Source organism: Streptomyces sp. NPDC111507, assembly GCF_055638955.1.
On the sequence record NZ_JBVKBU010000004.1, the window covers coordinates 422,081 to 441,553 of the forward strand.

At 71.5% G+C, this 19,473-nt stretch carries 22 protein-coding genes; 13 read left to right on the plus strand and 9 right to left on the minus strand.

Annotated features, from left to right (window positions below):
- Window positions 1-157: 157 nt before the first annotated feature.
- The 3 genes from ACZ7M2_RS19620 (at window position 158) to ACZ7M2_RS19630 (ending at window position 1,118) form a co-directional block, all read left to right on the plus strand.
- Entirely contained in the window at window positions 158-328 is a 171-nt protein-coding gene (locus tag ACZ7M2_RS19620; RefSeq protein ID WP_352044180.1) for a hypothetical protein, read from the plus strand.
- 168 nt (window positions 329-496) lie between these two features.
- On the plus strand, window positions 497-856 hold the full coding sequence (locus ACZ7M2_RS19625; protein WP_471596321.1) for a DUF6247 family protein: 360 nt from the start codon (window positions 497-499) through the stop codon (window positions 854-856).
- On the plus strand, window positions 849-1,118 hold the full coding sequence (locus tag ACZ7M2_RS19630; protein WP_471596322.1) for a hypothetical protein: 270 nt from the start codon (window positions 849-851) through the stop codon (window positions 1,116-1,118). The genes ACZ7M2_RS19625 and ACZ7M2_RS19630 overlap by 8 nt, the downstream gene beginning before the upstream one ends.
- On the opposite strand, the gene ACZ7M2_RS19635 is transcribed toward ACZ7M2_RS19630, so the two are convergent.
- Complete coding sequence (locus tag ACZ7M2_RS19635) at window positions 1,099-2,727, minus strand: FadD3 family acyl-CoA ligase (protein ID WP_471596323.1); 1,629 nt, start codon at window positions 2,725-2,727, stop codon at window positions 1,099-1,101. The two genes, ACZ7M2_RS19630 and ACZ7M2_RS19635, sit on opposite strands and share 20 nt — an antisense overlap.
- A gap of 102 nt (window positions 2,728-2,829) precedes the next feature.
- Here ACZ7M2_RS19635 and ACZ7M2_RS19640 point away from each other — a divergent pair, with 102 nt between their 5' ends.
- Genes ACZ7M2_RS19640 through ACZ7M2_RS19650 form a run of 3 tightly spaced genes read left to right on the plus strand, consistent with a single transcriptional unit; the run spans window position 2,830 to window position 5,198 of the window.
- Window positions 2,830-3,978, plus strand: coding sequence for a lipid-transfer protein (locus tag ACZ7M2_RS19640; RefSeq protein ID WP_471596324.1), 1,149 nt, complete (start codon window positions 2,830-2,832; stop codon window positions 3,976-3,978).
- A gap of 9 nt (window positions 3,979-3,987) precedes the next feature.
- Window positions 3,988-4,419, plus strand: coding sequence for a Zn-ribbon domain-containing OB-fold protein (locus tag ACZ7M2_RS19645; protein WP_471596325.1), 432 nt, complete (start codon window positions 3,988-3,990; stop codon window positions 4,417-4,419).
- Window positions 4,395-5,198 (plus strand): enoyl-CoA hydratase/isomerase family protein, encoded by an 804-nt coding sequence (locus ACZ7M2_RS19650; RefSeq protein WP_471596326.1) that lies wholly within the window; start codon window positions 4,395-4,397, stop codon window positions 5,196-5,198. Before ACZ7M2_RS19645 ends, ACZ7M2_RS19650 begins: the two co-directional genes overlap by 25 nt.
- 132 nt (window positions 5,199-5,330) lie before the next feature.
- Here the strand turns inward: ACZ7M2_RS19650 and ACZ7M2_RS19655 are convergent, their stop codons facing one another.
- Together ACZ7M2_RS19655 and kbpA are read right to left on the minus strand one after the other, a co-directional pair.
- Window positions 5,331-7,655, minus strand: a complete 2,325-nt coding sequence (locus tag ACZ7M2_RS19655) for a serine/threonine-protein kinase (protein WP_352044173.1) — start codon at window positions 7,653-7,655, stop codon at window positions 5,331-5,333.
- A gap of 160 nt (window positions 7,656-7,815) precedes the next feature.
- Window positions 7,816-8,568, minus strand: a complete 753-nt coding sequence (kbpA, locus tag ACZ7M2_RS19660) for an AfsK-binding protein KbpA (RefSeq protein ID WP_471596327.1) — start codon at window positions 8,566-8,568, stop codon at window positions 7,816-7,818.
- 166 nt (window positions 8,569-8,734) lie between these two features.
- On the opposite strand from kbpA, the gene ACZ7M2_RS19665 reads away from it, so the two are divergent.
- The gene (locus ACZ7M2_RS19665; protein WP_352044465.1) at window positions 8,735-9,370 is read left to right on the plus strand and encodes a TetR family transcriptional regulator; all 636 of its coding nucleotides are present in this window, start codon (window positions 8,735-8,737) and stop codon (window positions 9,368-9,370) included.
- A gap of 85 nt (window positions 9,371-9,455) precedes the next feature.
- Here ACZ7M2_RS19665 and ACZ7M2_RS19670 read toward each other — a convergent pair whose 3' ends face one another.
- Window positions 9,456-9,950 carry a nitroreductase family deazaflavin-dependent oxidoreductase gene (locus tag ACZ7M2_RS19670; protein WP_352044171.1) on the minus strand — a complete coding sequence of 165 codons (495 nt, stop codon included), beginning with the start codon at window positions 9,948-9,950 and terminating at the stop codon, window positions 9,456-9,458.
- The gene (locus ACZ7M2_RS19675) at window positions 9,950-11,140 is read right to left on the minus strand and encodes an acyl-CoA dehydrogenase family protein (RefSeq protein ID WP_471596328.1); all 1,191 of its coding nucleotides are present in this window, start codon (window positions 11,138-11,140) and stop codon (window positions 9,950-9,952) included. The genes ACZ7M2_RS19670 and ACZ7M2_RS19675 overlap by 1 nt, the downstream gene beginning before the upstream one ends.
- Window positions 11,141-11,254: 114 nt before the next feature.
- On the opposite strand from ACZ7M2_RS19675, the gene ACZ7M2_RS19680 reads away from it, so the two are divergent.
- Window positions 11,255-12,421 (plus strand): acetyl-CoA acetyltransferase, encoded by a 1,167-nt coding sequence (locus tag ACZ7M2_RS19680; RefSeq protein WP_352044169.1) that lies wholly within the window; start codon window positions 11,255-11,257, stop codon window positions 12,419-12,421.
- 49 nt (window positions 12,422-12,470) lie between these two features.
- Here the strand turns inward: ACZ7M2_RS19680 and ACZ7M2_RS19685 are convergent, their stop codons facing one another.
- From ACZ7M2_RS19685 to ACZ7M2_RS19695, 3 genes are read right to left on the minus strand one after another with little or no spacing between them, the layout of a single operon-like run.
- Window positions 12,471-13,808 carry a COG1361 family protein gene (locus ACZ7M2_RS19685; protein WP_471596329.1) on the minus strand — a complete coding sequence of 446 codons (1,338 nt, stop codon included), beginning with the start codon at window positions 13,806-13,808 and terminating at the stop codon, window positions 12,471-12,473.
- On the minus strand, window positions 13,805-13,978 hold the full coding sequence (locus tag ACZ7M2_RS19690) for a DUF397 domain-containing protein (RefSeq protein WP_471596532.1): 174 nt from the start codon (window positions 13,976-13,978) through the stop codon (window positions 13,805-13,807). Before ACZ7M2_RS19690 ends, ACZ7M2_RS19685 begins: the two co-directional genes overlap by 4 nt.
- A gap of 2 nt (window positions 13,979-13,980) precedes the next feature.
- Complete coding sequence (locus ACZ7M2_RS19695) at window positions 13,981-14,757, minus strand: helix-turn-helix domain-containing protein (protein ID WP_471596330.1); 777 nt, start codon at window positions 14,755-14,757, stop codon at window positions 13,981-13,983.
- 122 nt (window positions 14,758-14,879) lie between these two features.
- Here ACZ7M2_RS19695 and ACZ7M2_RS19700 point away from each other — a divergent pair, with 122 nt between their 5' ends.
- The 4 genes from ACZ7M2_RS19700 to ACZ7M2_RS19715 all read left to right on the plus strand — a co-directional run bounded on the left by ACZ7M2_RS19700 (window position 14,880) and on the right by ACZ7M2_RS19715 (window position 16,796).
- Window positions 14,880-15,287: a hypothetical protein gene (locus ACZ7M2_RS19700; protein ID WP_403689267.1), complete on the plus strand. Its 408-nt coding sequence runs from the start codon at window positions 14,880-14,882 to the stop codon at window positions 15,285-15,287.
- Window positions 15,288-15,297: 10 nt separating this feature from the next.
- Entirely contained in the window at window positions 15,298-15,969 is a 672-nt protein-coding gene (locus ACZ7M2_RS19705) for a pyridoxine/pyridoxamine 5'-phosphate oxidase (protein WP_471596331.1), read from the plus strand.
- Window positions 15,970-16,201: 232 nt separating this feature from the next.
- Complete coding sequence (locus ACZ7M2_RS19710) at window positions 16,202-16,510, plus strand: hypothetical protein (RefSeq protein WP_471596533.1); 309 nt, start codon at window positions 16,202-16,204, stop codon at window positions 16,508-16,510.
- Window positions 16,461-16,796: a hypothetical protein gene (locus tag ACZ7M2_RS19715; RefSeq protein ID WP_471596332.1), complete on the plus strand. Its 336-nt coding sequence runs from the start codon at window positions 16,461-16,463 to the stop codon at window positions 16,794-16,796. The genes ACZ7M2_RS19710 and ACZ7M2_RS19715 overlap by 50 nt, the downstream gene beginning before the upstream one ends.
- Here the strand turns inward: ACZ7M2_RS19715 and ACZ7M2_RS19720 are convergent.
- Entirely contained in the window at window positions 16,783-17,718 is a 936-nt protein-coding gene (locus ACZ7M2_RS19720; protein ID WP_471596333.1) for a GNAT family N-acetyltransferase, read from the minus strand. The genes ACZ7M2_RS19715 and ACZ7M2_RS19720 overlap by 14 nt on opposite strands.
- Window positions 17,719-17,941: 223 nt before the next feature.
- On the opposite strand from ACZ7M2_RS19720, the gene ACZ7M2_RS19725 reads away from it, so the two are divergent.
- Entirely contained in the window at window positions 17,942-19,453 is a 1,512-nt protein-coding gene (locus ACZ7M2_RS19725; protein WP_471596334.1) for a metallophosphoesterase family protein, read from the plus strand.
- Window positions 19,454-19,473: the final 20 nt, after the last annotated feature.

Consider the following 19,473-nt stretch of genomic DNA (forward strand, 5'->3'; position numbering starts at 1 on the left):
CTCAACTCGTCGATCCGTCGCGTCGGGGGGCAGACGGGACGACAGGGGGTCGAACCTCTAAGGTGAACCGGCCCAGAAGTGCCCGTCCGGCGGTCCTCGGGGGAGTTGCCGGGCGGGTGCTTTCGCCCTATCGCATCAAAAACAGGGGAGCAAAGACATGAGCGACACCAACAGCACCGACAACGTCCACGCCACCGACGAGCCCACGGCCACCACGGACAACGTCCACGCGACCACCGAGCCCCTCTCCGGCAAGAACCCGATCGCCCCGACGGAGACCGGCGACGCCACCACGGACAACGTCCACGCCACGGACGAGCCGGTCTAAGTCCTACCGGGGGGACGGACTTACACCACACGGGGAACGGGGATCGGCCGCGGCGGCGCGGAGGGGGAGCCGTCGCGGCCGATGTGTGTCCGCGTTCATCCGAACACCCTGCGTAACCGACGGCCACTGTCGTACCGTAGGCGTGGCACGGTCCACGGAAGGATCAGGATGGCCGCACAGCACATCGACCCCGGCGGGCCCCTCGTTCCCCGGCCCGAGCGGACACCCGCGGCCCTTCGCGTCGCTCTGGCACAGGTGGCCCCCCACCGGCTCGCCGACATGGAGCGGCAGAAGGACGAGGCCATCGCGCTGGCCGCGCAGACGGGGAGCCTCGGTCCCCTCACACAGTTCCTGGAGACGTGGGCCGTGGCGATCGAGATCGCCAGGACCCCGGCGTCGGCGGCACGGCTGCGCGCCGCCGAGTACACCGCGCAAAGCGTCGACCGGAGCGATGCCGCATGGCGCGACGCCATGGACGAGCTGCACGCCGTCCACGCCTGGGCCCACGAGTCGCTCACTCGTGAGTAACCGGCGCTGGGAGAAGGACCCCGACGAAGCCCACGTCATCGGCGGCGCGACACCGGCCCCGCCCGCCTTCGTCGCCGAGGTGGAGAGCCGGGCCGACGAGATCGTACGAGCCGCCGCGGCACTGCACCTCGACGGAACGAGGTACGAGGGCGCGGGCGAAGGGACGCACAGTGCCTTCGTGCCTGGCGGAATGTTCCTCTACCTGACCGTCGCTCGGCACGAGTGCGTCTACGTACTCCAGGTCACCCCCTGGCCCGCCTGAACCCCTGCTCGATCCGTCCCCGTAGCTCTCCCTTCACCACCTTCCCGCTCGCGTTCCGCGGGAGTTCCCGTACGAATTCCACCGCCCTCGGGACCTTGTAGTTCGCCATCTCGCGGCGGGACCAGGCGATCAGGTCGTCGGAGGTGAGGACGGAGTCCGGGCGTCGGACGACGTACGCCTTGCCGACCTCGCCCAGGCGGCCGTCCGGGATGCCGATCACCGCGACGTCCGCCACCTCCGGGTGGAGGCCGAGGAGTTGTTCTATCTCGGCGGGGTAGGCGTTGAAGCCGCCGACGATGAACATGTCCTTGATGCGGTCGGTGATGCGGAGGTTGCCGGAGGGGTCCAGGACGCCCACGTCGCCGGTGCGCAGCCAGCCGTCCGGGGTCAGGACGCGGGCGGTTTCCTCGGCGTCCTCGAAGTAGCCCCGCATCACGTTGAAGCCGCGGACCAGCACCTCACCCGGGGTACCCGTGGGTGCTTCCACTCGTACCTCCACGCCCGGGATGGCGCGTCCCGAGGTCGACGCGATCACGGACGACGGGTCGCCTCGGCGGCACATCGTCACGAATCCGCTGGCCTCCGAGAGGCCGTACGCGGTCAGGACCGTCTCCACGCCCAGCTCGGTGCGCAGGCGTTCCACCAGGCACAGCGGTACCACGGCGGCTCCGGTCACCACCAGCCGCAGCGTCGACAGGTCGTACGACGCCCGCGCCGGGTGGTCCAGGAGGGACTGGTGGAGGGTCGGCGGGCCCGGCAGGACCGTGACCCGCTCGGACGCGATGTTCGCCAGCACCGTGTCCACGTCGAACACCGGCTGCGGGATCATCGTCGCGCCCCGCATCAGACAGGCGAGCACCCCGGCCTTGTAGCCGAAGGTGTGGAAGAAGGGGTTCACGATCAGATAGCGGTCCTCCCGGCGCAGACCGGCCAGCTCGCACCACACCTCGTACGCCCGCAGGCTCTGCTCGTGCGTGATCACGGCGCCCTTGGGCCGGCCCGTCGTGCCCGAGGTGAAGACGATGTCCGACGGCGCCGATCCCGGCACGGCCGCCGCCCGTTCCCGCACCTCCGCCGCTCCGACGCCCTCCCCGTCCGCGAGGAAGTCCTTCCAGGTGCGGAAGTCGGCGGGGGCGTCGTCGGCGAGCACCACGACCTGCTCCAGGTGCGGGAGTCCGGGGAGGGGGCCGTCTGCGGCGCCCTCCCCCGCCTCCGCTCTCTCCCCCGCCGCCCGCCGCAGCGACGCCACGTACGACGTCCCCAGGAACGTCCCCGTCACGAACAGCAGCCGGGCGCGGCTCCGGGACAGCACGTACGCCGCCTCGGTGCCCTTGAAGCGGGTGTTGAGCGGGACGAGCACCGCGCCCGCCGACACCGCGCCGAGGGCGGAGACGATCCAGTCCAGGGTGTTCGGCGCCCAGATGGCGACCCGGTCGCCGATCCGTACGCCGTTCGCGAGGCAGGCGGCCGCCGCACGTTCGACGCGGGCGCCCAGCTCGGCGTAGGAGATCCGCGTACGGCCCTCGACGACGGCCTCGCGGTCCGCGAAGCGCGTCGCCGCCGACCGCATCAGCCCCGGGACGCTGCCCCATTCCAGGTCTCCGCGCATCTCACGCCTCCCGTAGCCGCGAACCCACTAGCTGACTACCCGTCAGATTAGCTGTAGCCTGACGGCCTGTCAGCAGTCGGGCCCTTCCGTGGAGGTGCACCCATGCCGGGGATCAAGGACGCCACCGCCGTCGTCGGCATCGGACAGACCCCCTTCGCCAAGCAACTCCCCGAGTCCGAGAGGACCTTGGCGTGCCGCGCGATCCTCGCCGCCCTCGACGACGCCGGAATCGCGCCCTCCGAAGTCGACGGGCTGGCCTCCTACACCATGGAGGAGACCGACGAGGTGGAGGTCGCGAAGGCGGTCGGCCTCGGCGATCTCACCTTCTTCAGCAAGGTGGGCTATGGCGGCGGCGGCTCCTGCGCCACCGTCGCGCACCTCGCCGCCGCCGTCGCCACCGGCCAGGCGACGGTGGGCGTGGCCTGGCGGTCGCGCAAGCGGGGCAGCGGGCCCAGGCCGTGGAAGAACACCGCCGTCCAACTCCCCACCCCCGCCCAGTGGACCCGCCCCTTCGGGCTGCTCAGACCGGCCGACGAGATAGGCATGCTGGCCCGTCGCTACATGCACGAGTACGGCGCCACCCGCGACCACCTCTTCAACGTCGCCCTCGCCTGCCGCAACCGCGCCAACCAGAACCCCGCCGCGATGATGTACGAGCGCCCGCTGACCCGCGAGATGTACATGACCTCCCGCTGGATCAGCGAACCCCTCTGCCTCTTCGACAACTGCCTGGAGACGGACGGCGCGTTGGCCTGCGTGATCGTGTCCGCGGAGCGCGCCCGGGACTGCCGGCAGCGCCCCGTGTACGTCCACTCCGCAGCCCAGGGCCTGCCCGCCCAGCACCACGGCATGGTCAACTACTGGAACGACGACCCGCTCACAGGCCCCGCCTGGACCGCCGCCCGGCACCTGTGGAAACACGCCGACTTCACTCCGGACGACGTCGACGTGGCCCAGATCTACGACGCCTTCACCCCCCTGATCCCGCTCTCCCTGGAGGGCTACGGCTTCTGCGGACGCGGCGAGGGCGCGGCCTACACGGAGGGCGGCGCCCTGGAGATCGGGGGCCGGCTGCCCCTCAACACCGGCGGGGGCGGACTCAGCGAGGCGTACGTCCACGGCTTCAACCTCATCAACGAGGGCGTGAAGCAATTGCGGGGCACGAGCACCGCCCAGGTCCCCGGCGCCGCCACCTGCCTGGTCACGGCGGGGGAGGGCGTCCCCACCTCCGCGATCCTGCTGAGGAACTGAGGAGCCGAGATGACCGAGCCCCTTCTCACGCCCGTCCCCGACGACGACGGCGCGCCCTTCTGGGGGTACGCCGCCCAGGGCGAGCTACGGATCCAGGCGTGCGCCGACTGCGGCGAGCTGCGCTTCCCGCCCCGCCCCTGCTGTCCCCACTGCCAGTCCTTCGGCAGCGAGTGGCGGCGGATGAGCGGACTGGGCCGCGTCTGGTCGTACGTCGTCCCGCACCCGCCGCTGCTCCCGGCGTACGCGGCCCTGGTCCCGTACAACGCGATCGTCGTCGAACTCGCCGAGGCCCCGCACATCCGCCTGGTCGGCAACCTGGTCACGGCGCCGGGCGCCCCGCTCGGCTCCTTCCCCCCGGACCGGATCCGGATCGGAGCGCGGGTACGGGTGGTGTTCGGCGGGGAGGGGCTGCCGCAGTGGGTTCTGGACGGCCGGTCGTGAACGGGGGCGCGCTGCGGATCGCGACCGACAAGGACACGGGCGTCGCGGTGCTGACCCTGGACCGCCCGGAGAAAATGAACGCCATCGACGAGGCCCTGGCGTCCGAACTCTCCGCCGCCTGGCGGGCGTTCCGCTTCGACGACTCGGTACGGGCCGTCGTCCTCACGGGCGCGGGCGAACGGGCCTTCTCCACCGGCCTCGACCGCGCGGCCCGGACCCCCCAGCCCACCTCGCCCTTCATGGTCGACGACCCGCTCCTGCGTATCGGCCCGAAGGCCAACGACCTGTGGAAACCGGTCGTCGCGGCCGTGCGGGGGATGGCGTGCGGAGGGGCCTTCTACCTCCTCGGGGAGGCGGAGTTCGTCGTCGCCGACGAGACCGCCACCTTCTTCGACCCGCACACGACGTACGGCATGGTCAGCGCGTACGAGTCCGTGTACGCGGCGCACCGGATGCCGTACGGGGAGGCGGCGCGGATGGCACTCATGGGGAACGCCGAACGGATGTCCGCGCGGCGGGCGTACGACATCGGATGGGTGTCCGAACTCACCCCGCCCGGAGGCGCGTTGGAGGCCGCCGTCCGCTGCGCCACGGTGATCGCCTCCTACCCCTCCGAAGGAGTCCAGGGCACCGTCCGCGCCCTGTGGACGGCCCACGAGGCCGCCCGCGCCCACGCCTTCGCCCAGGCGCCCCACCTCATCTCCCTGGGCAACCTGCCCCCGGCCCGGCAGGAGGAGTTGTTCTCCGAGCGGCGGCCGGGCGGATTCCGGGTGCGGTGATGCGCCTGCGGCCGAGTGGGGGCTGGTCGCGCAGTTCCCCGCGCCCCTAAAAGCCTCCGCCCGACCGGCGTTCGAGAGCGAGGCCGTCAGGCCGATGGGGCACCGGGGCGCAGCCCCGGGGGCCCGGTCCCCCTACGCCGTGCGGGCCGTGCCCGTGCCCTTTTCCGCGTCCAGCGCGTACACGCACCGGTCCTTGCTGCACGCGTACACCACCCCGTCCTTGACCACCGGCGCACCGGTGATCTCCCCGCCCGTCGCCAGCTTCCACCGAAGCCGTCCGTCGTCCGCCTTCAGGGTGTAGAGGAGATGGTCCGTGGAGCCGAAGTGGATGCGGCCCTCGGCGACCGCGGGCGCGCCCACGAGGTCGCCCCCGGCCTGGAAGCGCCACTTCGGGGTGCCGGTGACCGCGTCGAGGGTGTACAACCCCTTGCCGCTGCCGACGTGGACGTGGCCGGCCGCGACCAGGACGGGATCGATCGAGGAGCGGGCCTCGGTCGCGATGCGCCAGCGGTCGCGTCCGTCCGTCGCGTCGAGGGCGTACACCGTGCCGAGGTAGTCGGCGAGGTACACGCCGCCTCCCGTGACCGCGGGGCCCGGCACGAAGGTCGGCGCGGAGAGGAAGACCGCGGGGGCCTCGAAGTGCCAGCGCACGTGCCCGCCGGCGACGTCGACGGCGAGGACGCGGGTGCCCGCGGAGATGTAGACGTAGCCGTCGGGCGCGGAGGTGATCCGTACGGGTACGCCCCCGCACGACGCCGCGTCGCCGATCGGGTACGACCACCGCTCCTCACCCGTACGGGCCTCCAGGGCACGCAGCCGGGCGTCCTTCCAGACGTACACCGTGCCGTCGTGGACGGCGGGCCCGGCCTCCGGGGACTCGAAGTCGGTCTGGGCGCCGGTGATCTCCCAGAGTTTCTGGCCGTTGGAGGCCTCCCAGGCCTGGACGCCGCCCCCGCGCGTACCGGTGATGACGGTCCCGCGGTCGGCCTTCAGGGAGTACACCCAGGCGTCCGTGGACAGACGCCACAGGTCCGCGCCCTCCCGCGCGTTCAGGGCGAAGAGGGTGGGGCCGTCGGAGGCGTGGATGCGGCCGTCCGCGACCGCCATGGACCAGGCCACGTCCCGCGTCTTGAACCGGCGGCGGCCGGTCGCGACGTCCAGGGCGTGGACTTCGAAGGAGGTGACGTAGACGAGGTCGCCCGCGACGGAGGGCGTACCCCATACGTCGTTCGACATACGGAAGCGCCAGGGCCGCCAGCCGGACGGGGAGTCCGGGGCGGCCGGCGGAGCGGCCGTCGGCACGGGGTCGGCGCCGTTGACGCCGACGCGCGGGCGGGACCAGGAGGCGGCGAGTCCCGCCTCCGGAGGAGGTGCCTTCACGGCGGCGGCGCGGGCGTCGGCGACACGCGGCCCGGGGCCGATGGGCACCTGACCGCCCGCGAGCCGCACGGGACCGGTGTCGGGCGCACCGACGGGCACGGGAGCGTGCGAGGGGGGCGGAGGAAGGGCGGGGCGTCCGCCCCCGCTGCGCCCGCCGGAGGACGGGGGCTTCAGCGCCGGACGGCCCCCGCGGCGCGCCTCGATCAGGCCCACCGCCCGCTCGGGCAGCCACGCCGACGCCGTACCGCTGTCGTCGGAGCCGGAGCCGAAGAGGTGGGGTGCCAACTGGGCCTGGAGGTCGGCGGGGTTGGGGCGGCCGGTCGCCTCCATCTGCATGCAGGACTCGATGAGGGGGCGCAGCTCGTCCGGGAGACCCTCCAGGTCGGGGCCCTCCCGCAGCAGCATGAAGACCGTCTCGACGGGGTTGGCGCCGTGGAAGGGCGCGTGCCCGGTGGCGGCGAACACCAGCATCGAGCCGAGCGAGAAGACATCGCTCGCGCCCGTCACGCTGCGCGAGTCCTTCGCCTGTTCGGGGGACATGTAGGCCGGAGTGCCGACGGCGACGTTCGTCATCGTCAAACGGGTGTTCGAGACACCGGAGGCGATACCGAAGTCGATGACCCGCGGCCCGTCCTCCACCACCAGCACGTTCGAGGGCTTCAGGTCACGGTGGACGAGCCCGGCGCCGTGGATCGACTGGAGCGCCTCCGCGACGCCCGCCGCCAGCCAGCGCACCGCCTGGGCCGGCATCGGCCCGCACTCGTTCACTATTTCCTCGAGGGAGGGCGCAGGAACGTACGCGGTGGCCAGCCACGGCACGGCCGCGCGCGGGTCGGCGTCGACCACGGCCGCCGTGTAGAAGCCGGAGACCGCTCGCGCGGCCTCCACCTCACGAGTGAAGCGGACCCGGAACAGCTGGTCCTCGGCGAGCTCGGTCCTGACCGTCTTGATCGCCACGCGCCGGCCCGAAGCCGAGCGCGCGAGATAGACCAGCCCCATGCCGCCGGCACCCAGCCGTCCCAGCACCTCGAACGGCCCGATCCGCCGCGGATCGTGCTGTGTCAGCTGATCCACCACTTGCCTGCCACCTCCCCGTACGAGCCACGTCATCCACGTATGAACGCGGCCCCGTGCAGCGTCTCACCACCGCACCGCCATGGCGGCACGCACCCCGATTCTTCCTGTCCGCGCCACAGGTTGCGAACCCGATGGCGAAACGGGGTGTCTCGGGACAAAATCACCGGCCCCGTACCTGGAGTACGGCGAACGACGCCCCTTGATTGTCCGTGACGACGGCCGCCCTTCCGTACGAGGTGTCGAAAGGGGGCGCCTGGACACGTCCGCCGAGCCGGTTCACCGTACCGAGAACCGCGTCGACGTCCTCCACTCCGAAGTGGACGAGGAAGTGCGGCGGCATCTCGGCCGAGAAGACACCGGAGACCGGGGCGCGGCCGAAGTCGGGCGAGGCGTCGGGGCCGAACAGGGCGTCGTGGAACAGGGTGCCGTAGAAACGGTCGACGGTTTCCGGGTCCCGCGCGTACAGCTCGGCCCAGCAGAAGGAGCCCGGCTCGTGCCGCTTGCCGAAACCGGAGTGGGTTCCCGCCTGCCACAGGCCGAAGACCCCGCCCTCGGGGTCGGTCGCGAGGGCGGTCGTACCGTAGCGGCCCAGTGGGGTGGGCGCGATGATCACCTGCCCGCCCGCCGCCTGGATCCGGGCCGCGAGCGCGGCGGCGTCCGGGGTCGCGAAGGACACCGTCCACACCGTGGGCATCCGGCCGTCCCGCTTGGGTGTGAGGGCGGCGACGGGCTCCCCGTGATGGCGCGCCCACACCCCCTCCGTGTGCGGGTCGAACCCCTCTCCGAAGGTCCAGCCGAACAGTTCACCATAGAAACGCCTGCCCGCCTCCACATCGGGAAGCTGCGCGTCGACCCAACAGGGGACGCCCTCCGGGTAGGCGTGCGTAGCGTCGGACGCCCGGGATACGGCCATGCGGTCAAGTTAACGGCCTTTCATCCACTCCGCGCGACGGCCCGGACACCCTCGGACATCTCCCAGGGCCCCCACTCGCCGCCCGCACTCCCCCACGCACCCCATTTGCAGTCGGCCGAATCGCGCTCCGATCACCCCTCGGTAAGCTGACGGCATGACAGGACAAGTGCGTACCGTCGACGGCCGCGTGGCCGGACGGCGAGGGCAGGCGACCAGGCAGAAACTGCTCGACTGCCTCAGTGAAATGCTCAGCTCGTCGCCGTACCGGGACGTCAAAGTCATCGATGTCGCCCGGAAGGCGGGCACGTCGCCGGCGACTTTCTACCAGTACTTTCCGGACGTCGAAGGCGCCGTCCTGGAGATCGCCGAGCAAATGGCCACGGAGGGCGCCGGGTTGACCCAGCTCCTCGAAGGGCGCTCCTGGGTCGGCAAGGCCGGCTGGGCGACCGCACAGGAACTCGTCGACGGTTTCCTGGAGTTCTGGCGGAAGAACGAGGCGATCCTGCGCGTGGTCGACCTGGGCGCCGCCGAGGGCGACAAACGCTTCTACAAGATCCGCATGAAGATCCTGAACTCGGTGAACAACTCCCTCGCGGACTCCGTCTCCGAGCTCCAGTCCAAGGGCAAGGTCGACAAGGACGTGAACCCCGCGGCGATCGCCGGTTCCCTCGTCGCGATGCTCGCCGCGGTGGCCTCGCACCAGAAGGGCTTCCAGACCTGGGGCGTCAAGCAGGCCGAACTCAAGCCGAACCTGGCGCTGTTGGTGCACCTCGGGGTGACCGGGAAGAAGCCGACCAAGTAGCGCGACCGTACCTTCTGGGGCCCCTGTTCGGCCCACATCCTGTCATGCGGGCGGCAGTTCACTTCGTGGACTGCCGCCTGCTGCGCTATGCGCGGCGGCGCACGATGCGAAACAGCCTGATCTCCCGGTCGATCCGCGCCTGGTACGTGGCGTACGGCGGCCAGAACGCCAGCACCGCCTTCCAGGCCGCGTCCCGCTCCTCCCCCGCCAGCAGACGGGCCCTCACGGGGATGTCCTCGCCCTGTCGGCTGATGACGGCGTCCGGATGGGCCAGGAGGTTGGCGGTCCAGGCCGGATGATCGGTGCGCCCGAAGTTGGACCCGACGAGAATCCAGCTGCCCTCCCCCTCCGGCATACAGGCCAGCGGCGTACGCCGCTCCAGCCCGCTGCGGGCGCCCCGCACGGTCAGCACGATCCCCGGCAGCAGCTGCGCGCTGAGCAGCACCTTGCCGCGCGTCAGCCGGTGCACCACGCGGTCCATGGCAGGGACGAGGTGCGGGGCGATCCGGGCGAAGGCCCGCGTCGAGGACACCTTCTGCACACTCCGCACGACGGCCCGCGACCGGATTCCCGGCGCCATCAGACCGCCACCTCCGCCCCGTCGAAGAGCCGCGCCGCGTCGGCGGCGTACGCCCGCAGTCGGTGCACGGGCCCGAAGAGCAGTTCGTCGCCGGCCGCGCGCTTGAAGTACAGCTGGGCCTCGTGCTCCCAGGTGAAGCCGATGCCGCCGTGCAGCTGGATCGCCTCGGCGGCGGCCGTGCGCAGCGCCTCCAGGCCCTGGGCGAGCGCGAGGCCGCCGACCCGCTCGCCCCCGGCCCCCGCCGCCCAGGCGGCGTAGTACGCGGCGGACCTCGCCGCCTGCACCCGCACGTACACGTCCGCGAGCCGGTGCTTGACCGCCTGGAAGGACCCGATCGCCCGCCCGAACTGCTCCCGCTGCCGCACATGGGCGACGGTCCGCTCCAGCGCCCGGTCGGCGCCGCCGACGGCTTCGACGGCGAGCACGGCGGCGGCGCCGTCCCCGACGGAGGCGAGCGCGCCGAGCACGTCGGCGTCCTCCTCACCGAGCAACTCGGCCCGCACCTGGCGCAGTTGCACCCGCCCCTGCGCCCGTGTCTCGTCCAACGACGTCTGCCGCATCCGTACGAGCCCCGGGGCGTCCTCCGTCACCAGGAAGATCCGCGTCCGGGCCCGGGCGAACCCCCCGGTGTGCGCGGCGACCAGCAGGAGCCCGGCGCTGTGCCCGTCGAGGACGCGTTCCACCTCCCCGTAGAGATGCCAGCCGCCCTCCTCGCCCGGCCGGGCCTGTACGCCCCCGGCCCGGCCGCCGCCCGCCCAGTCCCCGCCGTTGTCGCCGACCAGGCCGAGCGCGGTGGGGAGCCCGGCGCCCGGTACCGCGAGGGCGGCGGTCAGCTCGCCGGCCGCGATCCTGGGCAGCAGCCCGGCGCGCTGGGCGTCGGTGCCGAGGGCGAGGATCAACGGGGCCGCGAGGGCGGCCGTGGCGAGCAGCGGCGAGGGCGCGAGGACCCGCCCCGACTCCTCGCAGGCGAGGGCGAGATCGGCGAACGAGCAGCCGACCCCGCCGTACGCCGTGGGCAGGGCGAGCCCCGGCAGCCCGAGCTGCTGCGCGAGGGTCTCCCAGAGCCCGGCGTCGTATCCGGCCCCGGTGCGCACGGCCGACCGCACCTCCTCCGGACCGCAGCGCTTGAGCAGGAGTTCCCGCAGGGTGCGGCGGATCTCGTCCTGTTCGGCGGTGAAACGGGCGTCCATGGCCAGGCCCTTTCTCCCGATCTGACGGCCCGTCACATTAGCGCCGTGCGGTACGGATGCCCAGAGCCACGACGACCTCCCGCACACCGTCACATCTGATGTACCGTCAGATTCATGACTCCGGGGAAGCGCAAGGTCGCCGTGGTGGGTGTCTCCCTCTCGGACTGCGGTCGCGTGGACGACGCGACGCCGTACGCCCTGCACGCCCAGGCCGCCAGGCGCGCGCTGGCGGACGCGGGGATGGACCGCTCGCTGGTCGACGGCTTCGCGTCGGCCGGCCTCGGCACCCTGCCGCCGGTCGAGGTGGCCGAGTACCTGGGCCTGCGCCCCACCTGGGTCGACTCCACCGCCGTCGGCGGCTCCACCTGGGAGGTCATGGCGGCGCACGCGGCGGACGCGATCGCGGCGGGGCACGCCGAGGCCGTCCTCCTCGTCTACGGCTCGACCGCCCGCGCCGACATCAAGGCGGGCCGCCGCACCGGCAACCTCTCCTTCGGCGCCCGGGGCCCGCTCCAGTTCGAGGTCCCCTACGGCCACACACTCATCGCCAAGTACGCGATGGCCGCGCGCCGCCACATGCACGCGTACGGCACGACACTCGAACAGCTCGCCTCGGTGGCCGTCCAGGCGCGGGCGAACGCGGCGCTGAACCCAGAGGCGATGTTCCGCACCCCGATCACCACCGACGACGTCCTGTCCGGCCCGATGATCGCCGACCCCTTCACCAAGCTGCACTGCTGTCTGCGCTCCGACGGCGGCGCGGCGGTGCTGCTGGCGGCCGAGGAGTACGTACGGGACTGCCGCAGGGCCCCGGTGTGGATCCTCGGCACCGGCGAGCACGTCTCGCACACGACGATGTCCGAGTGGCCGGACTTCACCGTCTCCCCCGCCGCGGTGAGCGGACGCCTCGCCTTCGAGCGGGCGGGGGTGCGGCCCGACGAGATCGACGTGGCCGAGCTCTACGACGCCTTCACGTACATGACCCTCGTGACCCTGGAGGACCTGGGCTTCTGCGCGAAGGGCGAGGGCGGGGAGTTCGTGGAGAAGGGGCGCCTGACGGTGGGCGGGGAGCTGCCGGTGAACACGGACGGCGGCGGACTCTCGGCCCAGCATCCGGGGATGCGGGGCCTGTTCCTCCTGGTGGAGGCCGTACGGCAACTGCGCGGGGAGGCCGGGGAACGCCAGGTCAGGAAGACGGGCGGACGCCTTCCCGAGCTGGCGGTGGCCTCCGGGACGGGCGGGTGGTTCTGCTCGTCGGGGACGGTGGTACTCGGAAGGTAGGGGACGGTGGCGCCGGGGCGGCAAGGGCCGGACAGCACGACTCCGGGGGTCAGGGCAGAACGGTGACGGGGGCCGTGTCGTTGACCGGGTTCGGGTCGCGGCGGCCGGTGGACGGCTTGGTGTCCTGGAGGGCCACGCTGCCCTGCCCCGGCCCGTCGAGGCTCAGAGTGAACGCGAAGTCACGGGTCCTGCCGGGGTCGAGTCGGCCCACGAGACAGCTGTACGCGAGGCCGTCGGAGTCGCAGTACGGCTCGTACGCGTCCTCGTCGATGGCCTCCATGGGTTCTTCCAGCACGGTGCCGGGCGGCGGCGTGAACAGCAGCTTCGTACCGGTTCCGGGGATGCCGGGCCCGTTGTTGCGGACCTTGAGCCGCAGCGAGCGCTTCGTGCCGGGGCTGCCCCGCAGTTCGACGCCGAAGACCTCGTAGTCGGCGTGGGTGTCCAGACGCACGTCGGTGAAGACGCCTCCCTCGGCGAACGCGCCGCCGGTGCCGTCGGCGCCGCGCACGGCCTCGGCGGTCAGGGGTGGGCCGTCACCGTGGTCGCCGCCCGGCGGCACCACGGTGTACTGTCCGGGCCCCGAGTCCAGCGGCCAGGCCTCCTGGCTGAAGGAGCCGTACATCCGCGTCTTCGACGCGCGCAGCCGCAGGGCGGGGTGCAGGACGACGGTCCCGCCCGGCGGGATGCGCAGGTCGGGAAAACGGCAGACGGCCGTATGGCCGTGATGCTGAGGCGGGTAAAGGCAGTTGGCGTACCGCTGCCGGAAGTCCAGCTCCCCGGACCCGAGTTCGAGGGCGAGCCCCTTCACCGGCACCTCGCCGTCATTGCGGACGACGACCGGTACGGTCACGTCGGCGCCCGGGCGCACGTCCTTGACGACCTTGAGCGTGCGCACCTTCACCACGGGCTCGCCGACCACGACCCGGGTGCGGGTGGTGAGCGTCTTCCCGTCCTTCGTGGTGAACGTGAAGCGCACGATGCCGGTGTCGCCGGGTTTGCTGCCCTCGGCGGCGACCGGGTGGACACGGTCCAGGTCCGACCAGTTGTCGTAGGCACCGCTGACGTCGCAGATGGCACGCACGGTGTCGTTGATGCACCGGGTCCCGCTCTTGCGCAGGCCGACCGCCTTCAGCCGTACGACGCCCTCGGACCCGCGCACGTCGACGGTCAGCCGGTGGTCCCGCGTGCCGTAGCGGCTGGTCGCCTTGACGTCCTCGGCCTGCAGATGGAACGGCATCTTGGCCTTGGGCCCGGATGTGTCACCGACGGGGCGCAGGTAGAAGACCTCGGGGGCGGAGATCCAGGACTTGGGGGCCGCGAGGGGGCCGCAGGCGGCGAGGGGGAGCAGGAGGGCGCCGCTGAGCGCGACGCCCGCTGAGCGCCTCAACGGACGGTACGGAGGAAGGCGGTCCAGGTAGTGGGGGTGATGGTGAGGGTGGGGCCGGTGAGGTTCTTTGAGTCGCGGATGTGGACCGTTTCGGGGCGGGTTGCTATTTCGAGGCAGGCCTCGCCCTCGTTGTTGCTATAGCTGGACTTGAACCAGGCCAGTTCGTTCATATTCACCGTTGTCCCGCCTTCCTTTCGATGCGCTCCACGGACTCCTCTGGGTTGAGCGCTTGGGCGCGCAGCATCCCGAAGAGGTCAACCAGATCGCTCGCCTGCTCCGGCTTGTGGATCAACCTACCGCCGCCCTGCGCGTCCGCGTACACCAGATTGCGCCCCTCCTCCGAGATCATCAGCTGCATCGGTCCCACCAGCCCCGCATGGACGCGCCTCGCGGTCGGCATCACCTGGATCGTCAGCTGCTTCATCGTCTGGTTGCAATCCAGGATGTGCACCAACTGCTCCTTCAATACCTGCTCGTCACCGAGCGGCCGCTCCAGTACGGCCTCTTCGACCACGTAACTCACGTACGGCGGAGGATTGCGCATCAGCACCGCCTGCCGTTCCAAGCGAGCCTCGACGTGCTTCTCGATCTCCTCCTCGGTGTACGCCGGTCGCCGCACTTCGTACAGCGCCCGCGCGTATGCCTCCGTCTGAAGGAGCCCCGGAATCAGCATCGTTTCGTACGCGCTGATCACCCGCGCATTCCGTTCCAGCCGCACCCAATTCACGAAGGCGGGCGGATACTTCTCCTCCTCAATCATCTCGACGCAAGCGGCGAGCGCACCCCTTGCATCGAGCCTCTCATCCGCGCCCCTGAGGAACTCGATCGGCGGGATCCGCTCCCCCCTCTCATACGCCCCGAAGATCGACTCGGAGACATGCACCAACTCACCCGCCTCCTTCTGCGTCAGTTCCAGCCGCCCCCGATGAATCCGCAGCAACTCCCCCACCAACCGCCGCCCCATGGACACCCCACCGTTCGTCCCCACAACAACCACCATCCTCCCCACAACCGGCAATGTGGACCGTGTTCGTCTGGTCACGCTACGCAACCATCGCCACCCTCATAGTCATGACGAACAAACTCACCCCGAATTGGGTCCCAAGGTCCGGTCTTCAACTACGCCTCGCCGGGGTCCACTTCGACGCCGTCCGCGTGTGCGGCGTACGCGGGGAAGCCGTGCTGCACCACCTCGTCGCGCTCACCGACGGTCACCCCGGACCGGTCGTCAGGGAGTCCAACGGCTGCCGCTGGACGTACTTCCTGCTGGCACCCGGCGAGGGCGCGGAGCGCGACTGGCCGCCCGGCGCCCGCCGGTTCACGCGCTCGGCGCACGACGAGTACGTGGGCGTACCCGCGCCGGAGGGGAACACGTACCCCCTGAGCTGGGGGCACGGCGCACCGGAGGTGGGTGAGTTCGTGGACGCGGAGCTGCTGCACGGGGTGCTCATGGCGCAGCTCTGCCGGTCCCCCGAGTGATACTCGGAGGATGGGAACGGATCTTCATGAGCTGCTCAGGTCACTGCGGGTGTGGGACGTAGAGCTGCCCTCCTTCGAACCGGCATCCGCACCCGCCGAACCACTCCCCCTGTTCACGGAGTGGTTCGCGGAGGCGGTCGCGGCGGGGCAGAGCGAACCGCACACGATGTCGCTGGCGACGGCGGACGAGGACGGGCTGCCCGACGTCCGGATCGTGATGCTGCACGGCGCGGACGCGGACGGCTGGGCCTTCGCGAGCCATGCCACCAGCCGCAAGGGCCGTCAGCTGGCCGCGCGCCCGTACGCGGCTCTGGGGTTCTACTGGCCCGCTCAGGGCCGTCAGATCCGGCTGCGGGGGCCGGTCGAGGTCGCCCCGGCCGAGGAGGGGCAGGCGGATCTGCACGCCCGTTCGACGGGGGCGCTGGCCGCCGCGCTCGTGGGCGGGCAGAGCGAAGTGCTCGGTTCGGTGGCGGAGTTGGGGCGGGCCTCGGACGACGCCTGGGACCGCGCTCAGCGCGAGCCCGACGCCCCGGCCCCGACGTGGACCCTCTACCGCCTCCGGCCGGAAGAGGTGGAGTTCTTCCAGGGTGACGCGAGGCGTCGGCACGTACGGCTCGTTTACCGCCGTACAAAACCTTCTCCGGAGGGCGGTGGCTGGCGCAAGGAGCTGCTCTGGCCCTGAGACGAGGGACTGGTCAGGTGGGCCTGGGCGCACTTGCGGAAGGCCGTCACGAGGCGGCTTCGGTCGTCGGCGCGGGTCGCGAGCACGACGTGACTCGGTTCGACGCCGTGCAGGGGGACCGTGGTGAGGTCGGGGCGGATGCTGTCGGCGCGCGGGTCGGCCGGGACGATGCCCACGGCCTGGCGTCACCGGAGCCACCGGATTCGTCGGCAGCGCCGTCGTACGCGAACTGCTGGACGCGGAACACCGGGTTCTCGGCCTCGCCCGCTCGGACCGGGCCGCCGCGTCACTGACGACCGCGGGGGCGGAAGCGCACCGCGGTGCCCTCGACGACCTCGACAGCCTGCGGGCGGGCGCGGACGCGGCGGACGGCGTGATCCACACCGCGTTCCAGCACGGCTCCGCCGACTTCGCTGCCGCCGCCCGGACGGAGATCCGCGGCGGCCCGGATCCCGGGGGAGGCGGCGGCGCTGTCGTTCGCCGAGCGCGGGGTGCGGGCCTCGGTGGTGCGGCTGCCGCCGTCGGTGCGCGGCGAGGGTGACCACGGTTTCGTACCGCAGATCATCGCCGTCGCCCGCGCGAAGGGCGTCTGCGCCTACCCCGGCGACGGCTCCAACCGCTGGGCCGCCGGGCACCGGCTCGACGCCGCGCACCTGTACCGGCTGGCCCTGGAGGAGGCGGCCGACCACTTCGGCTGGTTCGGACGCTTCTTCGCGAGGGACGTCCCGGCGTCGAGCGCCCGGACACAGAAGCGGCTGGGATGGCACCCCGAGCGGCCCGGCCTCGTCGAGGACCTCGAAGCTGGGCACTACTTCACGAACTCGTAGACGGCTGCTTCAAGAAGTCGTGGACGGCGAAGTCGGCGACGGGGCGGTAACCGATGCGCTGGTAGAGGCCGTTGCTGGTCGGATTGGCGAGGTCGGTGAAGAGGAGCACCTCGTCCGCTCCGGCGGCCAGCGCGGCCCTGCTGACCTCGGCGGTGGCGGCCCCCGCGTAGCCGCGTCCGCGCAGGGATGCCGGGGTGTAGACGGGGGCGACCCGGATCTGCCCGGCGATCAGGGGGGTCGCTCCGGCCATGGCCACCGGCGTACCGTCCGGCGTCTCCCAGAGCGTGACACCGCCGTAGGCGAGTCGGCTCTCGGCCCAGCGGTCCGGGTCCTGCCTCTCGTTGCGCTCGAAGATCCCGGCGAACTCGGCGTACCAGCGCGCGACGAGCGCGTGGTCGCTCTCGCCGGCCACCCGGGCGCGGCCCGGCGGAACGGGCGTCGGCGGCGTGAGCGCACCGAGCCGGTACAGCCGTTCGCTTCTTCTGAGCCGGGCCCGCACACCCGCGTGGCGCTCCCAGGCGGCGGCGAACTCGGCGGCCGTGTCCACCGGACCGCCGACGCCCGGGAACGAGTACCCCTCGTCCGCGAGCCGCGCGGCCAGCGCGTCGACGCCTTCCGCCGGGAGGTCGGTGAGATTGAGCTGGTACGGCGGGGTGTGGAACAGCACCGCCGACACCCCACCGACCCCGTCGCCCGTCCCTTCAGCCTCCCCGTCGGCGTCGGCGTCGGCGTCGGCGTCGGCGAACCGGCCGAAGAACGGTGCCTCCTCCCCGTACACGTCCGGCCCTCGTCTGCGCAGCGCATCGGTCACGGACAGCGCCACGGTGTGCGCCGCGGGCCGCGAGCGCAGGAAGTCCCCCGCGCTCGTGAGGAATTCGTCCAGATCGTGGGTGAACACCCAGCCACGCGCGTCACGAGTCATACCCGGCATGATCCCGCTCACCGCATGCCCGGCGCCTCCGGATTTCCCGGCCCCGCGCACCGTGCTCGTCCTGGCCCGGCGGCCCGGCCCCTCCCGCGTGGCCGTGTAGGCCGTTCGCCTCCGTGGTGGTGCACGGGTCGACGCCGTCGATGATCATCCAGGTGTACCCCTCGGCAATGAAATACATCGGTATGTCCGGGGTACCCAAACGAAGGAACTGGACATGCGGTATCGAATCGTCGCTCTCGCCGTGGTGAGCGTGCTGGCCATGGCGGTCCCGGCAGGCGCGACTCCCCCACGGATCGCGCCCGACAGCGCGGGACCGAAACCCCCCGGGCCGACGCCTCCCCCCGGAACGACACCTCCGCCCGGGGCGCCGAACGGCGAGGCCTGGGCATGGACCCAACTGACCAGCAACGGCACCCAGATCCGGTACGTGTCCACGGACACCAGCCTGACGTGTCCCGTCGTGCGCTACACCCTGGGAGGCAGCCGGAATCCATTCGCGCTGCACCGTGTGAGCCTTCCCGGGCCGACCTCACAGTTCCCGACCACCGTCTGTGAGCTGAGAGTGCCCCTCACAGCCTCCAACGCGGTGCTAGAGCAGACGTCGATCCAGGCGGCCACGGTGCATCCCGCGAACCGTCAGCTCCCCTTGCCGAAGTGGACCTCGAACACACGCCCCAGCAACATCGCCGTCATCGGCGACGCGGGCTGCGAGGTCCCGACGGCCGGTCCCGTGCAGAACTGCGCGAACCATCAAACCGGCTGGCCCTTCCAGCGGGTCGCGGACAGCGCGGCGACCGTGACGAAGCCGGATCTCGTGATCCACACCGGTGACTACCTCTATCGGGATGACCCCGCCCGGGCGAACGACAAAGCGGCGAATCCGGGCTGTACGACGCTCACCGACCGAGCCAGCTGGGCCTGCGTCATCGCCGACTTCTTCAGGCCCGCCGAAAAGCTGCTGGCCGTGGCACCGATCGCGCTGACCCGGGGTAACCACGAAGACTGCAACATGATGCAGCAGGGCGGCGCGGGCGGCGCGTGGTTCCGCTACCTCGCCGACGATCTCCGCAACAACGCATCGTGCAGCGTCTACCCGCCGCCCTCGCTGATCAAGGCCGGCACCCTGACCCTCGCATCCGTGGACTCCTCGTTCGCCAACGACATCACAACCACGCCGACCCAGCGGGGCATCTACGCCAGGCAGTTCCAAGCCGTGAACCAGGCCGCGGTCCAAAACCCCAACAACGACTACTTCGTGGTCACGCACAAGCCGCTGTGGATGGTGAAGGCGGCCGGCACCCCGCCCAACTCGGCGGAATGGCTGACCCACGTCCTCGACGCGGCCGTCTCCGACACCTCACTGCACCGGCTGGCGGACAACGTGCGACTGGTGCTGTCGGGGCACGTCCACCTCTACCAGATGGTCGATTTCAACACCTCCCGCCCGCCCCAGCTGACCGTGGGCTCCTCGGGCGGACCACTGGACAACGGCCCGGACGACGCCAAGGTCGTCGGACAGCGGATCGGCACGCCCCCGCAGGCCGTCACACAGTCGATCACCCAGGAACAGAACCCTCCGGGAGGCGTGGGGGTCTTCGGATACGCGGTCCTCAACGACAACGGCGGGACCTGGAACCTCACCTTCCATGACCCGTCCGGTGCCGTACGGGGCAAGACCTGTGCGCTGAGCACGAGCAAGACCAACAAGTCGTTCGCCTGCCATTAGGCAGACCGACAGGTAGAACC

Excerpts from the sequence above, each read along its gene's own strand:
- ACZ7M2_RS19620 (WP_352044180.1), top strand. The coding sequence starts at position 158 with ATGAGCGACACCAACAGCACCGACAACGTCCACGCCACCGACGAGCCC.
- ACZ7M2_RS19625 (WP_471596321.1), top strand. The coding sequence starts at position 497 with ATGGCCGCACAGCACATCGACCCCGGCGGGCCCCTCGTTCCCCGGCCC.
- ACZ7M2_RS19635 (WP_471596323.1), bottom strand. The coding sequence starts at position 2,727 with ATGCGCGGAGACCTGGAATGGGGCAGCGTCCCGGGGCTGATGCGGTCG.
- ACZ7M2_RS19640 (WP_471596324.1), top strand. The coding sequence starts at position 2,830 with ATGCCGGGGATCAAGGACGCCACCGCCGTCGTCGGCATCGGACAGACC.
- ACZ7M2_RS19645 (WP_471596325.1), top strand. The coding sequence starts at position 3,988 with ATGACCGAGCCCCTTCTCACGCCCGTCCCCGACGACGACGGCGCGCCC.
- kbpA (WP_471596327.1), bottom strand. The coding sequence starts at position 8,568 with ATGGCCGTATCCCGGGCGTCCGACGCTACGCACGCCTACCCGGAGGGC.
- ACZ7M2_RS19670 (WP_352044171.1), bottom strand. The coding sequence starts at position 9,950 with ATGGCGCCGGGAATCCGGTCGCGGGCCGTCGTGCGGAGTGTGCAGAAG.
- ACZ7M2_RS19675 (WP_471596328.1), bottom strand. The coding sequence starts at position 11,140 with ATGGACGCCCGTTTCACCGCCGAACAGGACGAGATCCGCCGCACCCTG.
- ACZ7M2_RS19680 (WP_352044169.1), top strand. The coding sequence starts at position 11,255 with ATGACTCCGGGGAAGCGCAAGGTCGCCGTGGTGGGTGTCTCCCTCTCG.
- ACZ7M2_RS19690 (WP_471596532.1), bottom strand. The coding sequence starts at position 13,978 with ATGAACGAACTGGCCTGGTTCAAGTCCAGCTATAGCAACAACGAGGGC.
- ACZ7M2_RS19700 (WP_403689267.1), top strand. The coding sequence starts at position 14,880 with ATGACGAACAAACTCACCCCGAATTGGGTCCCAAGGTCCGGTCTTCAA.
- ACZ7M2_RS19705 (WP_471596331.1), top strand. The coding sequence starts at position 15,298 with ATGGGAACGGATCTTCATGAGCTGCTCAGGTCACTGCGGGTGTGGGAC.
- ACZ7M2_RS19720 (WP_471596333.1), bottom strand. The coding sequence starts at position 17,718 with ATGACTCGTGACGCGCGTGGCTGGGTGTTCACCCACGATCTGGACGAA.
- ACZ7M2_RS19725 (WP_471596334.1), top strand. The coding sequence starts at position 17,942 with ATGCGGTATCGAATCGTCGCTCTCGCCGTGGTGAGCGTGCTGGCCATG.